Source organism: Caulobacter sp., assembly GCF_035254145.1.
GTDB lineage: Bacteria > Pseudomonadota > Alphaproteobacteria > Caulobacterales > Caulobacteraceae > Caulobacter.
Window position 1 is genome coordinate 1 of the sequence record NZ_DATFAV010000067.1, and the last position, 18,488, is coordinate 18,488.

Consider the following 18,488-nt stretch of genomic DNA (forward strand, 5'->3'; position numbering starts at 1 on the left):
CATGGGCGCCTTGCACGAGGGGCACCTGTCGCTGATCCGCCTGGCCCAGCAGAACGCCGACCGCGTGATCGCCAGCGTCTTCGTCAATCCCAAGCAGTTCGCGCCGCACGAGGACTTCGACGCCTATCCACGCGGCGAGGCGGTCGACGCCGAGAAGCTGGCTTCGGTCGGCTGCGACCTGATGTTCGCGCCCGGTCCGGCCGAGATGTACGCCCCAGGCTTCTCGACGGCGATCACGGTTTCCGGCGTGTCCGAACCGCTGGAGGGCGCGGCGCGACCGCAGTTCTTCGGCGGTGTCGCCACCGTGGTGGCCAAGCTCTTCATCCAGTCCCAGGCCGACGTCGCCGTGTTCGGCGAGAAGGACTACCAGCAGCTGCAGGTGGTCAAGCGCATGGCCCGCGACCTGGACATTCCCATCGAGATCATCGGCGCGCCGACCGCGCGGGCCGAGGACGGCCTGGCTCTGTCTTCCCGCAACGCCTACCTGACCACGCAGGAGCGCGCGGCGGCCGTGGCCCTGCCCGATGCGATGAAGGCGGCCGCCCACGCGGTGGCGGCCGGCGGCCGGATCGACAAGGCCGAGGAAGCCGCCACGGCGGCCTTGAAGGCCGCGGGCTTCCGTCAGGTGGACTATGTGGAAATCCGCGAGGCTAGCGATCTCTCCCGCCTGGGTCCTGGCCCGATCGGCGCGGCCGACGGCCGCATCCTGGTGGCGGCCTGGCTGGGCGGCACGCGGCTGATCGACAACATGGCGGTGGGTTAAGCCTCGCCGGGCCCTACCAGGCGCCGATCTCGCGCAGCTGGCGCGCCAGCTCCGGCGGCAGATCCGCCGCCTCGCTCTCGGTAAGGTCCGGCGGCGCGTCCTCGGGCGTCAGATAGCGCCATCCCTGGAACGCCCGCCGAGGCTGCGGCGCCACCCGGACGATCGTCGGATCGACCGTGACCTCGCACCGCGACGCCGGTCCGGAGCCGACGGTATCGATGGCCAGGATCTTCTGGCGGCACAGGATCTGGCCCTTGAACACCCGGTACAGCGAACCGCCGTCCAGCACCTCGTCGATCCGCTTCGGCGTCATGCGGGTGTGCATGATCCAGGGATGACCTTCCTTGTGCCAGGCCAGGAGATCCTCGATCGTGTCGCAGCCGACGACCAGCTTGATGATGTGCAGCGCCATGGTCGCTAGATAGCGCGCGGGGAGCGCAAGGCAATCGCCCCGACAGCGTCCGACGCTCGCGCGGAGGGTGAAAAGGGTCGCGCCTCTCCGCCATCGCGTTATGGCTACGGCATCGCGCTACACCAGTGCGCGATGACTTTGGCGGATCCGTCCGCCTCGCGCCGCCGCTAAGGCCGCTTCGCAGGCGTCCGCAGCGGCGGTTCTCTTTTTCCGCCTAGTTCAGCGGATCTAGGCGAACCAGCACCACGCCCTCGCTGACCTGCCCGCCGGCCGAGGCGGTGAGTTCGGCCACCACGCCGTCGAACGGCGCGACCAGGGCGTGCTCCATCTTCATGGCCTCGAGGGTCAGCAGGGTATGGCCCTTGCTGACCGTCTGTCCCGCCGCGACGGCGACCGAGACGATCTTGCCCGGCATTGGCGACAGGATCACGCCATCGGACGCCGCGCCCTCGCCCGCCCCGCCGACCTTGGCCTCGAAGTCGAACGTCTGGACGTCGCCCCCCTCGAACACGTGGATCGGGCCCTTGCCGTAGGTCGTCGGCAGGCGGGTGACCTCATCGAACGCCTGGCCGTCGGCGTGGCGGATATCCCACGACCAATCCTCGCCGCCGCCGCCGATCAACGCCACGCGCAGCGGCGCCGGCTTGCCGTCGACCGACATGGGCAGGGTCATTGGCGCACGATCGGCGTTCATGCGGAAACCCAGCAGCTTGGAGGGCGCGCCGGCCCACGGATCACGTAGCGCCTCGGCGTCGAGGAAGCTGTCCAGCCGCCAACCGATCGCGGCCATGGCTGGCTCGTCACTGAAGGTCCGCTCGACCAGCTCGTCCAGCCGCGCCTCGATGAAGCCGGTGTCCACCGCGCCGTCGACGAAGTCCGGATGGCTGGCGCACTTGGCCAGGAAGGCGGCGTTGGTCTTGACCGGCCAGACCTCGACCAGGCCGCAGGCTTCGGCGAGGCGCTGGGCGGCGTCCTCGCGATCGGCGCCGTGGGCGATCAGCTTGGCGATCATCGGATCGTAGAAGGGCGTGACCTCGCCACCCTCCTCAACGGCGCTATCGACGCGGACATCGCCCTCGGGCAGGCGGAAGTGCTTGAGCTTGCCGGTCGAGGGCAGGAAGCCCGTCGCCGGGTTCTCGGCGTAGAGGCGCGCCTCCATGGCCCAGCCGTCGAGGGTGATCTCGTCCTGTTCCAGCGGCAGGCGCTCGCCGGACGCCACCCGCAGCTGCCATTCGACCAGATCCTGGCCGGTGACCATCTCGGTGACCGGGTGCTCGACCTGCAGGCGGGTGTTCATCTCCATGAACCAGATGCGATCGGCGCGCAGGCCTTCGCTGGCGTCGGCGATGAACTCGACCGTGCCAGCGCCGACATAGCCCACGGCCTTGGCGGCCTTGACCGCGGCGGCGCAGACGGCCGCGCGCGTGGCCGCGTCCATGCCCGGCGCGGGGGCTTCCTCGATGACCTTCTGGTGACGGCGCTGCAGCGAGCAGTCGCGCTCATAGAGGTGGACGACCTCGCCGTACTGGTCGCCGAACACCTGCACCTCGATGTGGCGCGGGCGGGTGACATACTTTTCCAGCAGCACCCGCTCGTCGCCGAACGCGGCCGAGGCCTCGCGCCGGCACGAGCCCAGGGCCGCCTCGAAATCCTCCGCCCGCTCGACCTTGCGCATGCCCTTGCCGCCGCCGCCGGCCACCGCCTTGATCAGCACGGGATAGCCGATCTTCCCCGCCTCGGCGGTCAGGCGTTCGACCGATTGGTCCTCGCCCAGATAGCCGGGCGTGGTCGGCACGCCGGCGTCGATCATCACCTTCTTGGCCGCGTCCTTCAGGCCCATGGCGCGGATCGCCGAAGGCGGTGGGCCGATCCAGGTCAGGCCCGCGTCGACCACGCTCTGGGCGAAGTCGGCGTTCTCGGACAGGAAGCCGTAGCCGGGGTGAATGGCGTCCGCCCCCATCTGCCGGGCCGCGGCCAGGATCTTCTTCGGGTCGAGATAGCTGTCCTTGGCCGGCGCCGGTCCGATCAGGATCGCCGCGTCGGCCTCCATCACGAACGGCGCGTCGGCGTCGGCTTCCGAATAGACGGCGATCGTCCGCACGCCCAGTTCGCGGGCGGTGCGGATGATACGGCGGGCGATCTCGCCGCGATTGGCGATCAGGACGGAGGAGATCAAGGCGGAGCCCTACATCTGGGAAAGAGTGAACAGCATCAGCGCCACGAGCAGCAGGCCGAAAGCGAAGACGCTCATGAACCAGACCACCAGGGTCTTGAAGATGGCGCCGACGACGCTGGAGCCGTAGCCGCCGCGCAGGGTCTGGAACAGGTTGATCGGGGTCCAGAAGGTCAAGAGGACCAGCCAGAAGCCTACCAGATTTCCAGGGAGAACCATGCCAATGGCGTTGGTCAGGAACGAGAATGACAAGAGGTTCGTCGCGACCAGCAGATGGTCATAGATGAAGTACTGACGCTTGTTCACATAGACCAGCGCCAGGGACAGGCCGATGATCGGCAGCAGCAGCACCGCCAGGCGGTGGGCCCAGCCGAACAGCACCAGGATGTAGTAGTCGGGATTGGCGACGGCCTTGGCCACGCCTTCCTTGGCCCAGTGCTTGACGCCCTCCTTGGAGGAGTCTTGGCCAATGGAGACGTGCGCGCCGGTGGATGGCGGGTGGCTCGCGTCGGGCACGACCACATTGAAGTGCTGGCCGCCGACCTGGGCCTCGGCGATCTTCCGCGCGCCGCTCTCCATCTCTTCGGGGCTCTGGAGGTCCAGATTCCGGATCTGCGCGGCGGCGTTCGAGCCGCGATTGTGCAGCTTGGCCAAGGCCTCGGCGCCGGCGTTGGGGTTCTTTTCCAACGCGTCAGCCTCGGTCACACGCTCGGCGTAACGCGTCTGCGCCTTCTTGACGTCCTCGGCGTAGTCCTGGGCGATCTTGGCCTTGTCGACGCCCTCTTCCTTGAGGCTCTCGTCGCGCTCCTGGGCGGCGTCGGCCAGACGCTCGTCGCGTGCTTCGACGGCGTCCTTGCGCATCTCGTCGGCCTTGGCCTTGCGACCGGCGGGCGTGGCCAGGGCCGCGGCCTCCTTCTCCTCCTTCAGCTCCTGCTGATGGCGGATGTTGTGGATGGCGTGCTCGGCGGCGAAGATGAACAGCAGCAGCGCCACCAGGAAGGTGCGGAACGGCGGCACGTGCCGCACGATCCGGCCTTCCATGTAGTCCTTGGCCAGCTTGCCCGGCTTGAAGAACAGCAGCGGCAAGGTGTTGGCCAGGCGACCATCGAGGTGGAACATCCCCTCGATGGCTTCCCAGATCAGGTGCAGAATCGAGCGGTGATGGGTGTCGGCGTTCTGGCCGCAGTTGTAGCAGTACCAGCCTTCCAGGGGCGTCCCGCAGTTCTTGCAGGGGTCGCCCTGGTGGGTGAACGGCTTCTTCTTCCCGCGTCCGGTGAACCCTCCCGCCGAGTCCGCCGCCGCCACTTCCAATTCCGCGCCTGTGACCACGCCCTACGCCCCCTCAAACGTCCCTGAAGTTGAGTCTATTCAACCCAGGACGGTTTACGGCGCGCGAGGAAGGCCCGCACGCCTTCCTGGCCTTCTTCCGAAACGCGGCGGCGGGCGATGCGCTTGGCGCTCTCCTCGATCAGGCCCCTGTCGAGTTTCTGACCAGCGAAGTCGTTGACCAGCGCCTTGGCGTCGCCGATCGCGCCGGGCGCGCAGGGAGCCATTTCCTCGATCAGGGCGTCGCGGGCGACTTCCAGGCTGGCGACATCCTCGAACACCTCGTCGACCAGGCCGTAGCCCCAGGCGTCGTCGGCGTCGAACACCCGGCCGGTGGCGAACAGCAGCTTCGTCGTGCGCGGGCCCAGGGCCTGGATCACATACGGGCTGATGGTCGCCGGAGTCAGGCCCAGCTTGACCTCCGAGAACGAGAACTTGGCGTCGAACAGGGCCAGGGCGTGATCGCAGGCGGCGACCAGACCCGCGCCGCCGCCAAAGGCCGGACCTTCGACCAGGGCCACGGTCAGCGCCGGGATGTCATGCAGGGCCTTGAGCATCTGGGCCAGCTCGAGGGCGTCCTCGCGGTTGTCGTCCTCGTCCCACTCGACCGCGTCGGCCATCCAGGACAGATCCGCGCCGGCGCTGAACGTCCCGCCGACGCCACGCAGGAACACCACGCGCACGCCCTCGGCCCCATGCAGGGTCTCGAAAGTCTGGCGCAGGGCCGCGACGGTGGCGACGTCGAAGGCGTTCTTCTTCTCGGGCCGGTTGATCCAGACGGTGACGGCGCCCTCGGGCGTGGAGTCCATATGGACCAACGGGCTCATCGCGTCGGTGTCGGGAACCTCGACGATGGGATCGGCGATGGGGTTGGTCATGGTTGGTTCCTTTTAGGTGACGCTACATCCGGAAGACGCCGAAGGTCGTCTCCGGGATAGGGGCGTTGAGACTGGCCGAGATTGCAAGCCCCAGCACATCGCGGGTTTGAGCCGGGTCAATGATCCCGTCGTCCCACAGGCGCGCGGTCGCGTGGTAGGGATTGCCCTCGTCCTCGTAGCGCTGGCGGATCGGCGCCTTGAAGGCCTCGGCCTCCTCGGGCGTCCACTTGGTGGCGTCGCGGTGGACGGTGGCCAGCACGCTGGCGGCCTGCTCGCCGCCCATTACCGAGATGCGGCTGTTGGGCCAGGTGAAGAGGAAGCGCGGCGAGTAGGCCCGACCGCACATGCCGTAGTTGCCCGCCCCGAAGCTGCCGCCGATCAGCACGGTGAACTTCGGAACCTCGGCCGAGGCGACGGCCGTGACCAGCTTGGCGCCGTCCTTGGCGATGCCGCCGGCCTCGTACTTGCCGCCGACCATGAAGCCCGAGATGTTCTGCAGGAAGACCAGCGGAATCTTGCGCTTGCAGGCCAGCTCGATGAAGTGCGCGCCCTTCACGGCGCTTTCGCTGAACAGCACGCCGTTATTGGCCAGGATGGCCACCGGCTGCCCCCAGATGCGGGCGAAACCACAGACCAGGGTCGTGCCGTACAGCGCCTTGAACTCGTCGAACTGGCTGCCGTCGACGATGCGGGCGATGACCTCGCGCACGTCGTAGGGCGCGCGGACGTCGGTCGGGACGACACCGTAGATCTCTTCCGGATCGTACAGCGGCGGCTCGGCCTCGGTCAGGACCAGCTGCTCGGGCTTGGCGGTGTTCAGGTTGGCGACGATCGAGCGGACGATCTCCAGCGCGTGCTCGTCGTTTTCGGCCACGTGGTCGACGACGCCGGAGCGGCGGCCGTGGGTCTCGGCCCCGCCCAGCTCCTCCGCCGAAATGACCTCGCCGGTGGCGGCCTTCACCAGCGGCGGGCCGGCCAGGAAGATGGTGCCTTGATTGCGGACGATGACGGTCTCGTCGCTCATGGCCGGGACATAGGCGCCGCCGGCGGTGCACGAGCCCATGACGCAGGCGATCTGGGCGATGCCCGCCGCGCTCATCCGCGCCTGGTTGAAGAAGATACGGCCGAAATGGTCGCGATCCGGGAAGACCTCGGCCTGGTGCGGCAGGTTCGCGCCGCCGCTGTCGACCAGATAGACGCACGGCAGGCGGTTCTGGGCGGCGATCTCCTGGGCGCGCAGGTGCTTCTTCACCGTCATCGGGAAATAGGCGCCGCCCTTCACCGTGGCGTCGTTGGCGACGATCATCACCTCGCGACCCGACACGCGTCCGATCCCGCAGATGATCCCCGCCCCCGGCGCCTCGCCGCCATAGAGATCACAGGCGGCCAGCTGGCCGATCTCCAGGAAGGGCGAGCCCGGGTCCAACAGCCGCTCCACGCGCTGACGGGGCAGCAGCTTGCCGCGCGAGGCGTGGCGCTCGCGGGCGCTCTCCGGGCCGCCCAGGGCCGCCTCGGCGACCTTGGCGCGCAAGTCCTCGACCAGGGCGCGGTTGTGCGCCGCGTTGCGGGCGAAGGCTTCGCCGGTCGTGTCGATAACGGAGTTCAACTTCGGCATGAACGACGCTTAGCCTTTTCCACCCTGCCCCGGAAGCCGGAGTTTTTTGCACCCTCGGACGTCGAGGTTCGAGGCCAAAACGTTCTTAATCATTTCGACTGACAGAGCAACGCTTGCGCAAAAGGCCGCGACGCTGGTCGAGCCTGCCTCGCCCACCGATCCCAACGAAGGCCGCCTCGAGAGGCGGACCGCGTTTTATCCGCCATGGCGCGAGCCAAGCGAAGCCGTTTACACGCCCGCCCGCCGCGCTCTACCGTTCGCGCCGTGGAGACGCCCCTGCCCGATGACTCGGCCCTAGCGCGCCTGTTCGCCCGCGAGCGGCGGACCGGGACGGCGTCCTGGTTTTCGCTGCCCGGCGGCGCGACCCTGTTCGAGCCCGGCGAGGCCGCCGATCAGCTCTACTACCTGAAGACCGGCCGGCTGGGGGCCTTTCGCCGGGAGGATGGCCAGGAACCGCAGTTCCTGGGTGTGATCCGCCCTGGCGAGCCGGCCGGCGAGATGGCGCTGATCGGCGACACCGCCCACTCGGCCAGCATGGTCGCCCTGCGCGACAGCGAGGTCCTGGGCCTTCCACGCGACGCCTTCTTCGAAGCGGCTGAAGAGGACCCCAGCGTGATGCTGGAGATCTCGCGATTGATGATCCACCGCGCGCGGCAGGCTCGCAGCCAGCCGTCGATCGGCGATCCGTCGGTGTTCGGCTTCATCGCCGTGGAGGCTGGCGCGGCGATCCGGCCGATCATCGAGCGCCTGGGTCGCTGCATCGAGGATCTCGGCTATTCCGTCACGGTCGAAGGCGCGGAGGCGCTGCTGGCCCCGACGGAATGGTTCAGCAATGTCGAGCACGCCCACGACTTCGTCCTCTACGTAGCCGAAGCCGACGAGACCGCCTGGAAACACGTCGTGGGCCGCCAGGTCGACCGCCTGTTCCGGGTGGGCCGAGGCGACCGCACGCCGCCGGCTGTCATTCCCAGCTACGCGTCGGGCCCTCTGCACGCCCAGAGGCTGGTCGACCTGATCCTGCTGCAATCGGCCAGCCTGGCGCGCCCCGCCGGCTCCGAGTCCTGGGTGGCCGCCACCCAGGCCGCCCGCCTGTTCCATCTGCGCGAGAACGGCGTGGCGGACATGCAGCGCCTGGCGCGGGTGATGACCGGCCAGTCGGTGGGCCTGGTGCTGTCGGGCGGCGGCGCCAGGGCCTACGCCCACGTCGGCGCGATCCAGGCCATGCGTGAGCGGGCCATTCCGATCGACTTCGTCGGCGGCGCCTCGATGGGGGCGATCGTCGCCGCGGGCCTGGCCATGGGCTGGGACGACGGCGAGATGGAGACCCGCATCCACAAGGCCTTCGTCGACACCAGCCCGCTGGACGACATCGCCTTCCCGATGATCGCCATGACCCGGGGCGAAAAGGTCAGGGCGCGGCTGGAGGAGCACTTCGGCGGGGTCCAGATCAGCGATCTCTGGCTGCCGTTCTTCTGCGTCTCGTCCAACCTGACCTCCGGCGCCTACCATCTGCATCGCGCCGGCGAGCTGCAGGCCGCGCTGCGCGCCACGATCTCCCTGCCCGGGGTCATGCCGCCGGCCACCGAGAAGGGCGCGGTGCTGGTGGACGGCGCGGTGATGAAGAACTTCCCGGCCGACATCATGCGCGCCTTCCATTCCGGCCCGATCGTCGGCGTCGACGTCACGCGCGGCCGCAGCATCACCAGCGACGACATCGTCACCCCGCACTCGCTATGGAGCTGGATCATTTCGGGCGACTGGCGGCGCGGTCCGCCGATCGTGGCCCTGCTGATGCGCGCGGCCACCGTCACCACCGGCCGCGACCTGACCGCCGCCCGGGAGGCCACCGACGTGCTGATCACGCCCAAGCTGGAAGGCGTCGACATCCGCGACTGGCGGGCCTTCGAGCCGGCGGTCAAGGCGGGACACGTCGCGGCCGCCTTCGCGCTCGACGCTCTGCATGAGCCGGTCACTATGCTCCGCCGCAGGGTCAGCCTTCGCGAGCGTCAGGCGAGCCTAGCCCGCCCCTGACGCCTCGTCGCCTCGCCTGGCGACGATGAACAGCCGCTTGAACGGGAACAGGGTCACGCCGTCCGCGCGGCGCGGATGATCCTGGGCCAGGCGGCGGCGCCAGGCGTCCAGGAACGGCGTCTTCTCGTCGTCCGGCAAGGCGTCGAGATAGGGCCGCAGGCTCGTGCCCATGGTCCATTCGACGATCGGGTCCTCACCGCGCAGGGCGTGCAGATAGGTGGTCGTCCAGATGTCCATCTCGGGACACAGCGGCGCCAGCCAGGCGTAGTAGTCTTCCGGCGCATTGGCGGCGCGCACGCCGACGACGCCGCGCAGCCGCTCGGCCCAGGGGCCCGTCTCCGCGATCTCCGTCAGGCTGGCCCGCCAGCCCAGGTCCTCGACCACGGGGATCTGGACGGCCAGGACGCCGCCCGGCGCCAACATCCCCGCCAGTCGCGGGATCAGCGTCTCGTGATCGTCCAGCCAGTGCAGGGCGGCGTTCGAGAACAGGAGATCGGCCGGCGTCTCGGGCGCGAAACCCTCGATATCGCCTTGGACCCACTCGACCCGCGCCGGCAGCGCCCTGGCGCGGCTCAGCATCTCCGGGCTGGAATCCAGTCCCCTGACCCGAGCCTGCGGGTATCGCGCGGCCAGAAACGCCGCCTGTTCTCCGGGACCACAGCCCAGGTCCCAGATTTCGCGCGGATCCAAGTCCTCCGGAAGCGCCGCCAGCAGGTCGAAAGCCGGCCTTTCACGGTATCGGCGATAGAGGACGTAAATGTCGGGATCCCAGCTGGCCATCCTATCCCTCACCCAGTGCGACAATCGGACATGGTGCAACTTCGCCTTACGTGAAGAATTCTTCTCACAGGCGAAGATTCGTCATACGTTTCGACTCAGGCTTCCGGCAGAGAGGCCACAGGGAAGGATTTCACGCGGCATGGTAACGCGCATTCATCTTGCTCCCAGTGGGGCCCCGGGCGGCGCCCCGGCCTCGCCGCCGAGCATTCGGCGGATCAACCTGAACCGTCCCCTGGCGGTCGGCGCCGCCCTCGTGCTGTGGGCGGCCATCCTGATCGGCCTCCGTCTCCTGGCGATCTGACGCCGCGACCTCGGGTCGCGCGCCCTCCCCCTTTTCTCCACCGGGATAGGGCCCATATTCTTCCTGTGTTGTTCAACAACTGAAAGGAGGTGATCCAGTGTCTCATTTGTCAATCCGAGGTGCGCTGGAAATCTCCGTGAGGACTCAAGGCCTCTAAGAGCCCAGCGCGCTCGCGGACAAATGCCGGGACTGTTGGGGCGCGAGCCCTGAAGTCCCTCAAAAAGCGGAAGCCTCGGTCCACGACCGGGGCTTCTTGCGTTTCGGCCCGGATACGCAACCCTCCGCGCTAGCCTCACCCTTGGCGGCGTGGGAGGGTGCCGCCACGGAGGATTCCCGATGGTGCTTAAAGACATCCTGCTTCACGTCGACACCTATCCCGAGCCCACGCGGCCGGAGGCGATCGACCAGGCCGTCGCCTTCGCGGTGGCCTTCGACAGCCGCATCACGGCCCTGGCCGTCCAGATCGACCTGGGCAATCCGAGCAACTGGCTGGCCGATCGCCTGATCGGCCTCAGCGGCCTGTGCGACGAGGAGGAGGCCCGGAGTCTGGCGGCCGGCCGCAGCAGCCTCGCCAACTTCTCCGCGAAACTGGCGAAGGCCGGCGGCCAGGGGCAGACCCTGCTGACCAAGGCCGACTTCGTCCTCACCGGCGAACATGTCGCCGTCGCCGCCCGCACGCGCGACCTCTGCCTCGTGCCCGTCACCGACAATCTGGACGGACAGCGCGCCGTCGCCGAGACCGTCGTCTTCGAGTCAGGACGCCCCGTCATCGTCTATCAGTCCGGCCAGGCCGACCTGCCGTCGGCGCTCGACACGGTCCTGGTCGCCTGGGACGGAAGCCGATCGGCGGCGCGGGCCCTGGCCGACGCCCTGCCCGTGCTGGCCAAGGCGCGCAAGGTCGTGGTCGCCACCGTCGTCAACGAGAAGCCCGAGGCCCGCGCTGGCCTGGCCGCGGAGGCCGTCCGCCACCTCCAGGTCCACGGGATCGACGCGGTCGCCGAGGAAGTCGACGCCGCCGGCCGCAAGATCGGCGAGGTGCTTGAGGACCTCGCGGCCACGCGGAAAGCCGACCTGATCGTCATGGGCGCCTATGGCCGGTCGCGCATGCGGGAGTTCATCCTCGGCGGAGCGACGGAACACATGCTGCACGCGCCCAAGCGGCCGCTCTTCCTGGCCCACTGATCCCACGATGGACGCCGGTCGACTCCAGGGCCTGAGCCAGGAGGAAGCTGCCGCGCGCCTGCGCGAGGCGGGGCCGAACGAGATCCCCTCCGAGGGCGCGCGCGGCTTCTGGCGGATCGCGGCCGAAACGATGCGGGAGCCGATGTTCCTGCTGCTGATCGGCGCGGCGCTGCTCTATCTGGTGCTGGGCGACCTGGGCGAAGGGCTGTTCCTGCTCGGCGGCGCGGCGGCGTCCGTGGGCCTGGTCATCCTGCAGGAGGCCCGTAGCGAGCGGGCGCTGGCGGCGCTGCGCGAACTGGCCCAGCCCACCGCGCGCGTGATCCGCGACGGCGTCGAACAGCGGATCCAGGCGCGTGAGCTGGCGCCCGGCGACATCCTCCTGATCGGCGAAGGCGAGCGCCTGCCCGCCGACGGCGTCCTGGTCGCCGGCGAGGTGCTGAGCGTCGACGAGTCGGCCCTGACCGGAGAATCCGCCCCGGTGGCCAGGCAGCCCGCCCGGACGCTCGATGGCGGCGCGGAGTCCGCCCTGTTCAGCGGCACCATGGTCGTTCGCGGCCAGGGGCTGGTTCTGGTCGAGCAGACCGGAGCGAGCTCCGCTCTGGGCAAGATCGGCGCCTCGCTGGCCGACATCGAGCAGGAGCAGACGCCGCTGCAGAAGACCGCCGGTCGTCTGATCGGCTTGCTGGGCGGGCTGGCTCTGGCCTTCTGCGCCCTGGTGGTGGTCGCCTATGGCGTCCTGCGGGGCGACTGGATCCAGGGGATCCTCTCAGGGATCACGGTGGCGATCTCGCTGATCCCAGAAGAGTTTCCGATGATCCTGGCGGTCTTCCTGGCGCTGGGCGCCTGGCGGCTGGCCACCCACAAGGTGCTTGTGCGCCGCAGCGCCGTGGTCGAGACCCTGGGCGGCGCGACGGTGCTTTGCGTCGACAAGACCGGCACCCTGACCGAGAACCGCATGCGCGTCGCCCGGGTTTGGGCGAACGGCTCCGACGTCGCGGCCGCCCAGCCTTCGGCCGAAGCGGTCGAGGTCATCCGCCTAGCCGCCCTGGCCTCGGCGGTGCGCCCGGTCGATCCGATGGACAAGGCGGTCAAGGGTCTGGCGACCACGCATGGGGCGCCCGACCTGACCGAGCAGCCCGAGCAGGCCTGGCCGCTGCGGCCGGAAATGCTGGCGGTCATCCAGGTCTGGCGGGGGACCGACGATGGACGGACCGCCGCGGCCAAGGGCGCGCCCGAAGCGATCTTCCGCCTGTGCCATCTGGACACGGCCGAGACCGAGCGTCTGCATGAAGTCGTGCGAGCCTACGCCGAGCAGGGCCTGCGCGTGCTGGGCGTCGCCTCGGCCAGCCTGGCCAGCGAGGTCGGCGGCGATCCGCTGGACATGCCCTTCGCGTTCGCGGGCCTGCTCGGCTTCATCGACCCACTGAGGGCCGAGGTTCCGGCCGCCCTCCAGGAGGCGCGGGGCGCGGGCGTCAAGGTGGTGATGATCACCGGCGACCATCCGGCCACCGCCCTGGCGATCGCCCGCGAGGCCGGCATCGAGGTCGAGAACGGCGTCCTGACCGGGGCGGACGTGGCCGCCCTACCCTTCGAGGCCCTGTGCGAGCAGCTCCGGCGCGTGCGCGTGTTCGCCCGGATCGCGCCCGAGCAGAAGCTGCGCCTGGTCGAGGCCCTCAAGGCGGACGGCGAGATCGTCGCCATGACCGGCGATGGCGTGAACGACGCTCCGGCGCTGGAGGCCGCCCATATCGGCGTCGCCATGGGCCAGAAGGGCACCGACGTCGCCCGGGAGGCCGCGGACCTCATCCTGCTGGACGACAGCTTCGCCTCGATCGTCGGGGCCGTGCGGCTGGGACGGCGGATCTTCGCCAATCTCCGCCGCGCCCTGACCTATGTCACCGCCATCCACGTCCCCATCGCCGGCATGGCGCTTGGCCCCGTGCTCCTGGGCCTTCCGCCGATGCTGATGCCGATGCACGTCGTGCTGCTGGAACTCGTCATCGACCCGACCTGCGCCCTGGTGTTCGAGGCCGAGCCCAGCGAACGCGACACCATGAAACGGCCGCCGCGACGCGCCGACGAGGCCCTGTTCGGGCTTCGCCAGATCAGGATGGCGCTGATCCAGGGCCTGGCCCTGCTGGCCGCCGTGCTCGGGGTCTACCTGTGGGCCCTGACGCACTCGCCCTCCGCCGAGCAGGCGCGCGGCGCGGCGTTCGTGACCTTGGCGGTCGGCATCCTGTCGCTGGCCCTGGCGGACTCGATGTCCTCGGGGCGGATTTTCGCCCCCCATCGGTGGACCTATTGGCTTATCGCGAGCGCGGTCGCGGCCATCCTGGCGCTGATGATGTGGGCGGCGCCGGTGGCCCAGATCTTCGAAGTCGCCCGGCCGCCGGCCGCCCTGCTCGTCAGCGCCCTGGCCGCCGGGGTCACCAGCGGCGCCTGGGTCGTCGCGTGGAGGACCCTGCGCCGCGACGCCTGATCCGCGGATCTACGCCCCGATCAGCTCGCGGCCGATCAGGTAGCGGCGGATCTCGTTGGTGCCCGCGCCGATGTCATAGAGCTTGGCGTCGCGCAGCAGGCGCTCGACCGGCCACTCCTTGGTGTAGCCCGCTCCGCCCAGGGCCTGGATGGCCTCCAGCGAGACCTTCACCGCGTTCTCGGACGCCATCAGGATCGCGCCCGCCGCGTCGAAGCGCGTGGTCTTGCCCGCGTCGCAGGCCCGCGCCACGGCGTAGACATAGGCCCGCGCCGAGTTCAGGGCCACGTACATGTCGGCGATCTTGCCCTGCATCAGCTGGAACGAGCCGATCGCCTGGCCGAACTGCTTGCGGTCGCGCACATAGGGCAGGACGATGTCTAGGCACGCCTGCATGATGCCCAGCGGACCGGCGCTGAGCACGGCGCGCTCGTAGTCCAGGCCGCTCATCAGCACCCCGACGCCACCGCCGACCGGGCCCATGATGTTCTCTTCAGGGATCTCGCAATCCTCGAACACCAGCTCGGCGGTGTCGCTGCCGCGCATGCCCATCTTGTCCAGCTTCTTGGAGACGCTGAAGCCCTTCATGCCCTTCTCGACGATGAAGGCGGTGATGCCGCGGCTGCCTTCGCCGGTCTTGGCGTAGACGACCAGGGTGTCGGCGTGCGGGGCGTTGGTGATCCAGAACTTCGTGCCGTTCAGCACGTAGCGGTCGCCGCGTTGCTCGGCCCGCAGCTTCATCGACACGACGTCCGAACCCGCGCCGGCCTCGCTCATGGCCAGGGAGCCGACATGCTCGCCGCTGATCAGCTTGGGCAGGTAGCGCTGCTTCTGGTCGGGCGTGGCCCAGCGGCGGATCTGGTTGACGCAGAGGTTCGAGTGCGCGCCGTAGGAAAGGCCCACGGAGGCCGAGGCGCGGGAGACCTCCTCCATCGCCACGACATGTTCCAGATAGCCGAGCCCGAGGCCGCCGAATTCCTCCTCGACGGTGATCCCGTGCAGGCCCAGGTCGCCCATCGGAACCCACAGCTCGCGCGGGAAGGCGTTAGTTTCGTCGATCTTGGCGGCCAGGGGCGCGATGCGGTCGGCGGCGAAGCGCGCGGTCGTCTCGCGGATCGCGTCGGCGGTCTCGCCCAGCGCGAAGTCCATCGTAGGTGCGAAATTCGTCATCATAGCCCTCCCATAGCACGAACGCCCACGGATCACCGAGACCCGCGGGCGTTCTTGCTCAGCCTCCCTTGAGGAAGGAAACTTCTTATTCGCCCGCCTTATCCGGCCCGGCCAGTCGGCGCAACAGAAGATACGCCGAAACCACGAAGCAGATCGCCCCGATCATGCTGGCGCCGTAGCCGAACAATTTGACCTGGTCGGCGGCGCCGGCCGCGACGGTCAGGATCCACAACACGCCGCCGCCGAACAGGGCCAGGCCCAGCAGGCCCAGCACGATCAGCAGGCTGGCGCCGGAGCGCGACTTGCGGGCGCGACCTCCGGCGATCTCGGCCGCGCGCGACAGGTCGCTGGCCTCGCTGGTCGAGAAGCCGTCCAGATTGAACACCGAGCCGCCTTCGACCGGCGTCCCGAACAGGGTCGGCTCATTGGCAGCCGGCGCGGCCGAGCCGGCCTTGTCCGCGCCCTCGACCGGCTGAAGCGGCAGGCGGAAGGGCGAAAACTCGACGGTCGGCGCGGCGACCGGCTCCACCTGGAACAGCGCCGGGCCCGAAGGGGCGTTGGCGGGCTGGTTCGCCGGGGGAACCGGCGGCTCGGGAAGCCCGAGGTCCTGGCGCGGCTCGCGCGACTTGCCAAGTGCGGCGCCCGTCTCGCTCAGGATGGCCTCCAGGCGCGCGCTGACGGCGGCGGCCGATTGTTCGGTGGCGGTCGGACCGTCCTCTTCCGGGACAATCGCGCCGAAGGGCAGGCCGTCCTCGCGCTCGGCGATCACGCGATCACCGTCGGTGCGCGTGCTGACGGCGGCCGGGGTCTGCAGGGGGATCGCGCTGCCGGCGTCATAGTCGATCTTCGGCCGCAGCACGGGGCTGGGCGCGGGGACCCATTCACCGTTCTTTGGCGTCAGGAACAGGGTCTTCTCGGCCGAGCGGCGACGGACCAGGGCGTCGATGACGATGCGCTCACCCTCGAAATCGGCCTTGCGCCACATCTCCATGGCGCACGCGGCCTGCAGCAGCGAGCCTTCGTTGATCCGGCGCAGCACGCCCGAACGCAGGAAGTTGTCGAGGCCGATATTGAAGGCGAAGCAGATCAGCGCGTCGAACTGGTTCTGGGTCAACGGCGTGTAGGTGTGTTCGTTGACCGAATGGGCCACCGAGATCAGGTCGTAGAGCAGCAGCGCCTCGGCGTCCTGTTCCGAGACGCTCGCGCCTTCGCGCGCGGTCAGCGTATGGCCGTAGCCGACCGTCCAGCGCCCGTCGGGCAGCCGGGCGGCCTTCTGACGGTAGCCTTCGAATCTCTTGATGAGATCGACGGCGGCGCGGGAGACCTGATGACGCGGTTTCATCGCCTAGTTTGACCCAAATTGAGACAGACGCGGATGCGTTCGCCTGTCCCGGCGCAAGGTCCGCGCCAGTTTACACCTCCTGCGCGCCACCATGACGTCAATGCAGCAGAAGCGACGCGATCAGCAGCACCGCGAAGAAGCCGGTGAAGTCGGTCAGGAAGGTCACGAAGATCGAAGAGGACACCGCCGGGTCGCGTCCCATCTTCTCCAGGGCCAGGGGCGCGAGGATGCCGCCAACCGCCGCGGTGAAGATGTTGGCCACCAGGGCCGAGCCGACGATGATCGCCAGCTTGCCGTGGTGGTCGGACGGACCGAAGAACAGATAGGTCGCCGTGCCCATCACCAGGGCCAGGCACAGGCCGTTGACCAGGCCGACCAGCAGCTCGCGGGTGATGATCCGGCGGGCGTTGGCCGTGGTCAGCTCCTTGCTGGCCAGGGCGCGCACGGCCACGGCCAGGGTCTGGGTGCCGGCGTTGCCGCCCAGCGACGAGACGATCGGCATCAGGATGGCCAGAGCGACCAACTGGGCGATCTCGGCCTGGAAGATGGCGACGCCGCTGACCGCCAGGGTCGCGGTGGCCAGGTTCAGCATCAGCCACGGCAGGCGCGACTTGACGATCTCGACCACCGAGGCGTCGCGGCCGGCGTCGGACACGCCGGCCAGGGCCAGGATGTCCTCCTCCGCCTCGTCGCGGATGACCTCGACGATGTCGTCGACGGTGATCTGGCCCACCAGCCGCCCACCCGGATCGATCACCGGGGCGCTGATCAGGTGGTACTTGTCGAAGATGTAGGCGACCTCTTCCTGGTCCATCGCCACGTCGATTTCGGTGACCGCCTCCATCAGCTCGGCCAGCGGCGTCTCGCGGCGACTGCGCAGCAGGGTGCTGATCGGGATGGCGCCGACGGGCTTGTAGGTCGGATCGACCACATAGACGTCGAAGAACAGCTCCGGCAGCGTGTCGCCGGCCTCGCGGACGTGGTCGATGGTCTGGCCGACCGTCCAGAACTCGGGCGCGGCCAGGAACTCGCGCTGCATCAGGCGGCCGGCGGTCTCGTCCTCGTACGACAGGGTCGTCTCGATGGCGGCGCGGTCGGTCTCGCCCATGGCGGCCAGCACCTGGAAGCGCTTGGTGTCGTCCAGGTCGTCGATGACGTCGGCGGCGTCGTCGGTGTCCAGCTCCTCCAGCGCGCGGGCCAGGGTCACCGACGGCGTGGCCTCCAGGACCTCCTCGCGGAGGTTCTCGTCCATCTCCGAGATGATCTCGCCCAGGGCCTCGGGGTCGAGCAGCGGGATCACCTGCTCGCGGTAGTCGGCGGTCAGGAAGCCCATCAGGTCGGCGACGTCGGCCGGGTCCAGCGCGCCGACCAGTTCGCGCAGCCGCTTGGTGTCGCCGCTGTCGGCGGCGTCGATCACCATTTCGACGTATTCGGGATTGAGGGCGTAGTCGTCGCCCAGAGCGAGGTCTTCCAGCTCCTCCGGGGTCTCGGACTTGGGGAGCGGGATATGGGCCAGCGGGATGTCGTCCAGCACGTCGTCGGTCAGTTCGGCGGTGTCCCGGGTCATGGGGGCCTCCTGAGCTCTAGGCTGCTGGGTTCGTTACATTGGTCCGATGAAGCGACCCCGAGGCGAAATCAGGGCCAGAAACGATTAGAGCGCCCCTTGCGAGTCGGAAACCGATTTCGCCGGAGCGCCCTATTCAAGTTCACCTGGTGCGGTCGAGAAGACTCGAACTTCCACATCTTGCGATACAGCGACCTCAACGCTGCGCGTCTACCAATTCCGCCACGACCGCTCGTGGTGAGGGGCGGCACGTAGCAAACTGAATCGGCTTTGGGAAGTCGGAAGTTTCGCTATTGGCGAAACCGGGCCCGCGACGAATTAGGCGCCGCCCGCCATGTAGTCGTAGACGTCGGCCGCCCGAGTCACCTGGATGGCGATGCGGTCGTCGCTGATCTGGATTTCGCCGCGCGCGATCGGGTGGTTGTTGGCCAGGATCCAGACCTCGTCATTGGTCTTGGCGTCCAGCGGGATCACC

General features: G+C 68.9%; 15 protein-coding genes and 1 tRNA gene. 5 read left to right on the forward strand and 11 right to left on the reverse strand.

What is annotated here, in order from left to right:
- On the forward strand, positions 1-763 hold a 763-nt coding region (gene panC / locus VJ655_RS03595), incomplete at its 5' end, for a pantoate--beta-alanine ligase (RefSeq protein ID WP_324098341.1).
- A 13-nt stretch (positions 764-776) separates the two neighbouring features.
- Here panC and VJ655_RS03600 read toward each other — a convergent pair.
- The 5 genes from VJ655_RS03600 to VJ655_RS03620 form a co-directional block, all read right to left on the reverse strand.
- Positions 777-1,175 carry a DUF1489 family protein gene (locus VJ655_RS03600; protein WP_324098343.1) on the reverse strand — a complete coding sequence of 133 codons (399 nt, stop codon included), beginning with the start codon at positions 1,173-1,175 and terminating at the stop codon, positions 777-779.
- A 214-nt stretch (positions 1,176-1,389) separates the two neighbouring features.
- Positions 1,390-3,351: an acetyl/propionyl/methylcrotonyl-CoA carboxylase subunit alpha gene (locus VJ655_RS03605; protein WP_324098345.1), complete on the reverse strand. Its 1,962-nt coding sequence runs from the start codon at positions 3,349-3,351 to the stop codon at positions 1,390-1,392.
- 9 nt (positions 3,352-3,360) lie between these two features.
- Entirely contained in the window at positions 3,361-4,677 is a 1,317-nt protein-coding gene (locus VJ655_RS03610) for a DUF3667 domain-containing protein (protein WP_324098347.1), read from the reverse strand.
- 35 nt (positions 4,678-4,712) lie between these two features.
- Positions 4,713-5,552, reverse strand: a complete 840-nt coding sequence (locus VJ655_RS03615) for an enoyl-CoA hydratase-related protein (RefSeq protein WP_324098349.1) — start codon at positions 5,550-5,552, stop codon at positions 4,713-4,715.
- Positions 5,553-5,574: 22 nt separating this feature from the next.
- Positions 5,575-7,167 carry a carboxyl transferase domain-containing protein gene (locus tag VJ655_RS03620; protein WP_324098351.1) on the reverse strand — a complete coding sequence of 531 codons (1,593 nt, stop codon included), beginning with the start codon at positions 7,165-7,167 and terminating at the stop codon, positions 5,575-5,577.
- Between the two features lie 264 nt (positions 7,168-7,431).
- On the opposite strand from VJ655_RS03620, the gene VJ655_RS03625 reads away from it, so the two are divergent.
- Positions 7,432-9,198 (forward strand): patatin-like phospholipase family protein, encoded by a 1,767-nt coding sequence (locus VJ655_RS03625; RefSeq protein WP_324098353.1) that lies wholly within the window; start codon positions 7,432-7,434, stop codon positions 9,196-9,198.
- Here VJ655_RS03625 and VJ655_RS03630 read toward each other — a convergent pair.
- Complete coding sequence (locus VJ655_RS03630) at positions 9,184-9,978, reverse strand: methyltransferase domain-containing protein (protein ID WP_324098355.1); 795 nt, start codon at positions 9,976-9,978, stop codon at positions 9,184-9,186. The genes VJ655_RS03625 and VJ655_RS03630 overlap by 15 nt on opposite strands.
- 139 nt (positions 9,979-10,117) lie before the next feature.
- Here VJ655_RS03630 and VJ655_RS03635 point away from each other — a divergent pair, with 139 nt between their 5' ends.
- The 3 genes from VJ655_RS03635 to VJ655_RS03645 all read left to right on the forward strand — a co-directional run bounded on the left by VJ655_RS03635 (position 10,118) and on the right by VJ655_RS03645 (position 13,940).
- Positions 10,118-10,279: a hypothetical protein gene (locus VJ655_RS03635; RefSeq protein WP_324098357.1), complete on the forward strand. Its 162-nt coding sequence runs from the start codon at positions 10,118-10,120 to the stop codon at positions 10,277-10,279.
- Positions 10,280-10,615: 336 nt separating this feature from the next.
- The gene (locus VJ655_RS03640) at positions 10,616-11,461 is read left to right on the forward strand and encodes a universal stress protein (protein ID WP_324098359.1); all 846 of its coding nucleotides are present in this window, start codon (positions 10,616-10,618) and stop codon (positions 11,459-11,461) included.
- 7 nt (positions 11,462-11,468) lie between these two features.
- Positions 11,469-13,940, forward strand: coding sequence for a cation-translocating P-type ATPase (locus tag VJ655_RS03645; RefSeq protein ID WP_324098361.1), 2,472 nt, complete (start codon positions 11,469-11,471; stop codon positions 13,938-13,940).
- 9 nt (positions 13,941-13,949) lie between these two features.
- On the opposite strand, the gene VJ655_RS03650 is transcribed toward VJ655_RS03645, so the two are convergent.
- The 5 genes from VJ655_RS03650 to VJ655_RS03670 all read right to left on the reverse strand — a co-directional run.
- Positions 13,950-15,110, reverse strand: a complete 1,161-nt coding sequence (locus VJ655_RS03650) for an isovaleryl-CoA dehydrogenase (protein WP_324098363.1) — start codon at positions 15,108-15,110, stop codon at positions 13,950-13,952.
- 82 nt (positions 15,111-15,192) lie between these two features.
- Positions 15,193-16,449 carry a lysozyme-family localization factor SpmX gene (gene spmX / locus VJ655_RS03655; RefSeq protein WP_324098365.1) on the reverse strand — a complete coding sequence of 419 codons (1,257 nt, stop codon included), beginning with the start codon at positions 16,447-16,449 and terminating at the stop codon, positions 15,193-15,195.
- Between the two features lie 97 nt (positions 16,450-16,546).
- Positions 16,547-18,016, reverse strand: a complete 1,470-nt coding sequence (gene mgtE / locus VJ655_RS03660) for a magnesium transporter (protein WP_324098367.1) — start codon at positions 18,014-18,016, stop codon at positions 16,547-16,549.
- A gap of 144 nt (positions 18,017-18,160) precedes the next feature.
- A tRNA-Leu gene (locus VJ655_RS03665) sits at positions 18,161-18,245 on the reverse strand.
- 86 nt (positions 18,246-18,331) lie between these two features.
- Positions 18,332-18,488, reverse strand: a 157-nt coding sequence (locus VJ655_RS03670) for a FliM/FliN family flagellar motor switch protein (protein ID WP_324098369.1), incomplete at its 5' end; no start/stop codon positions are given.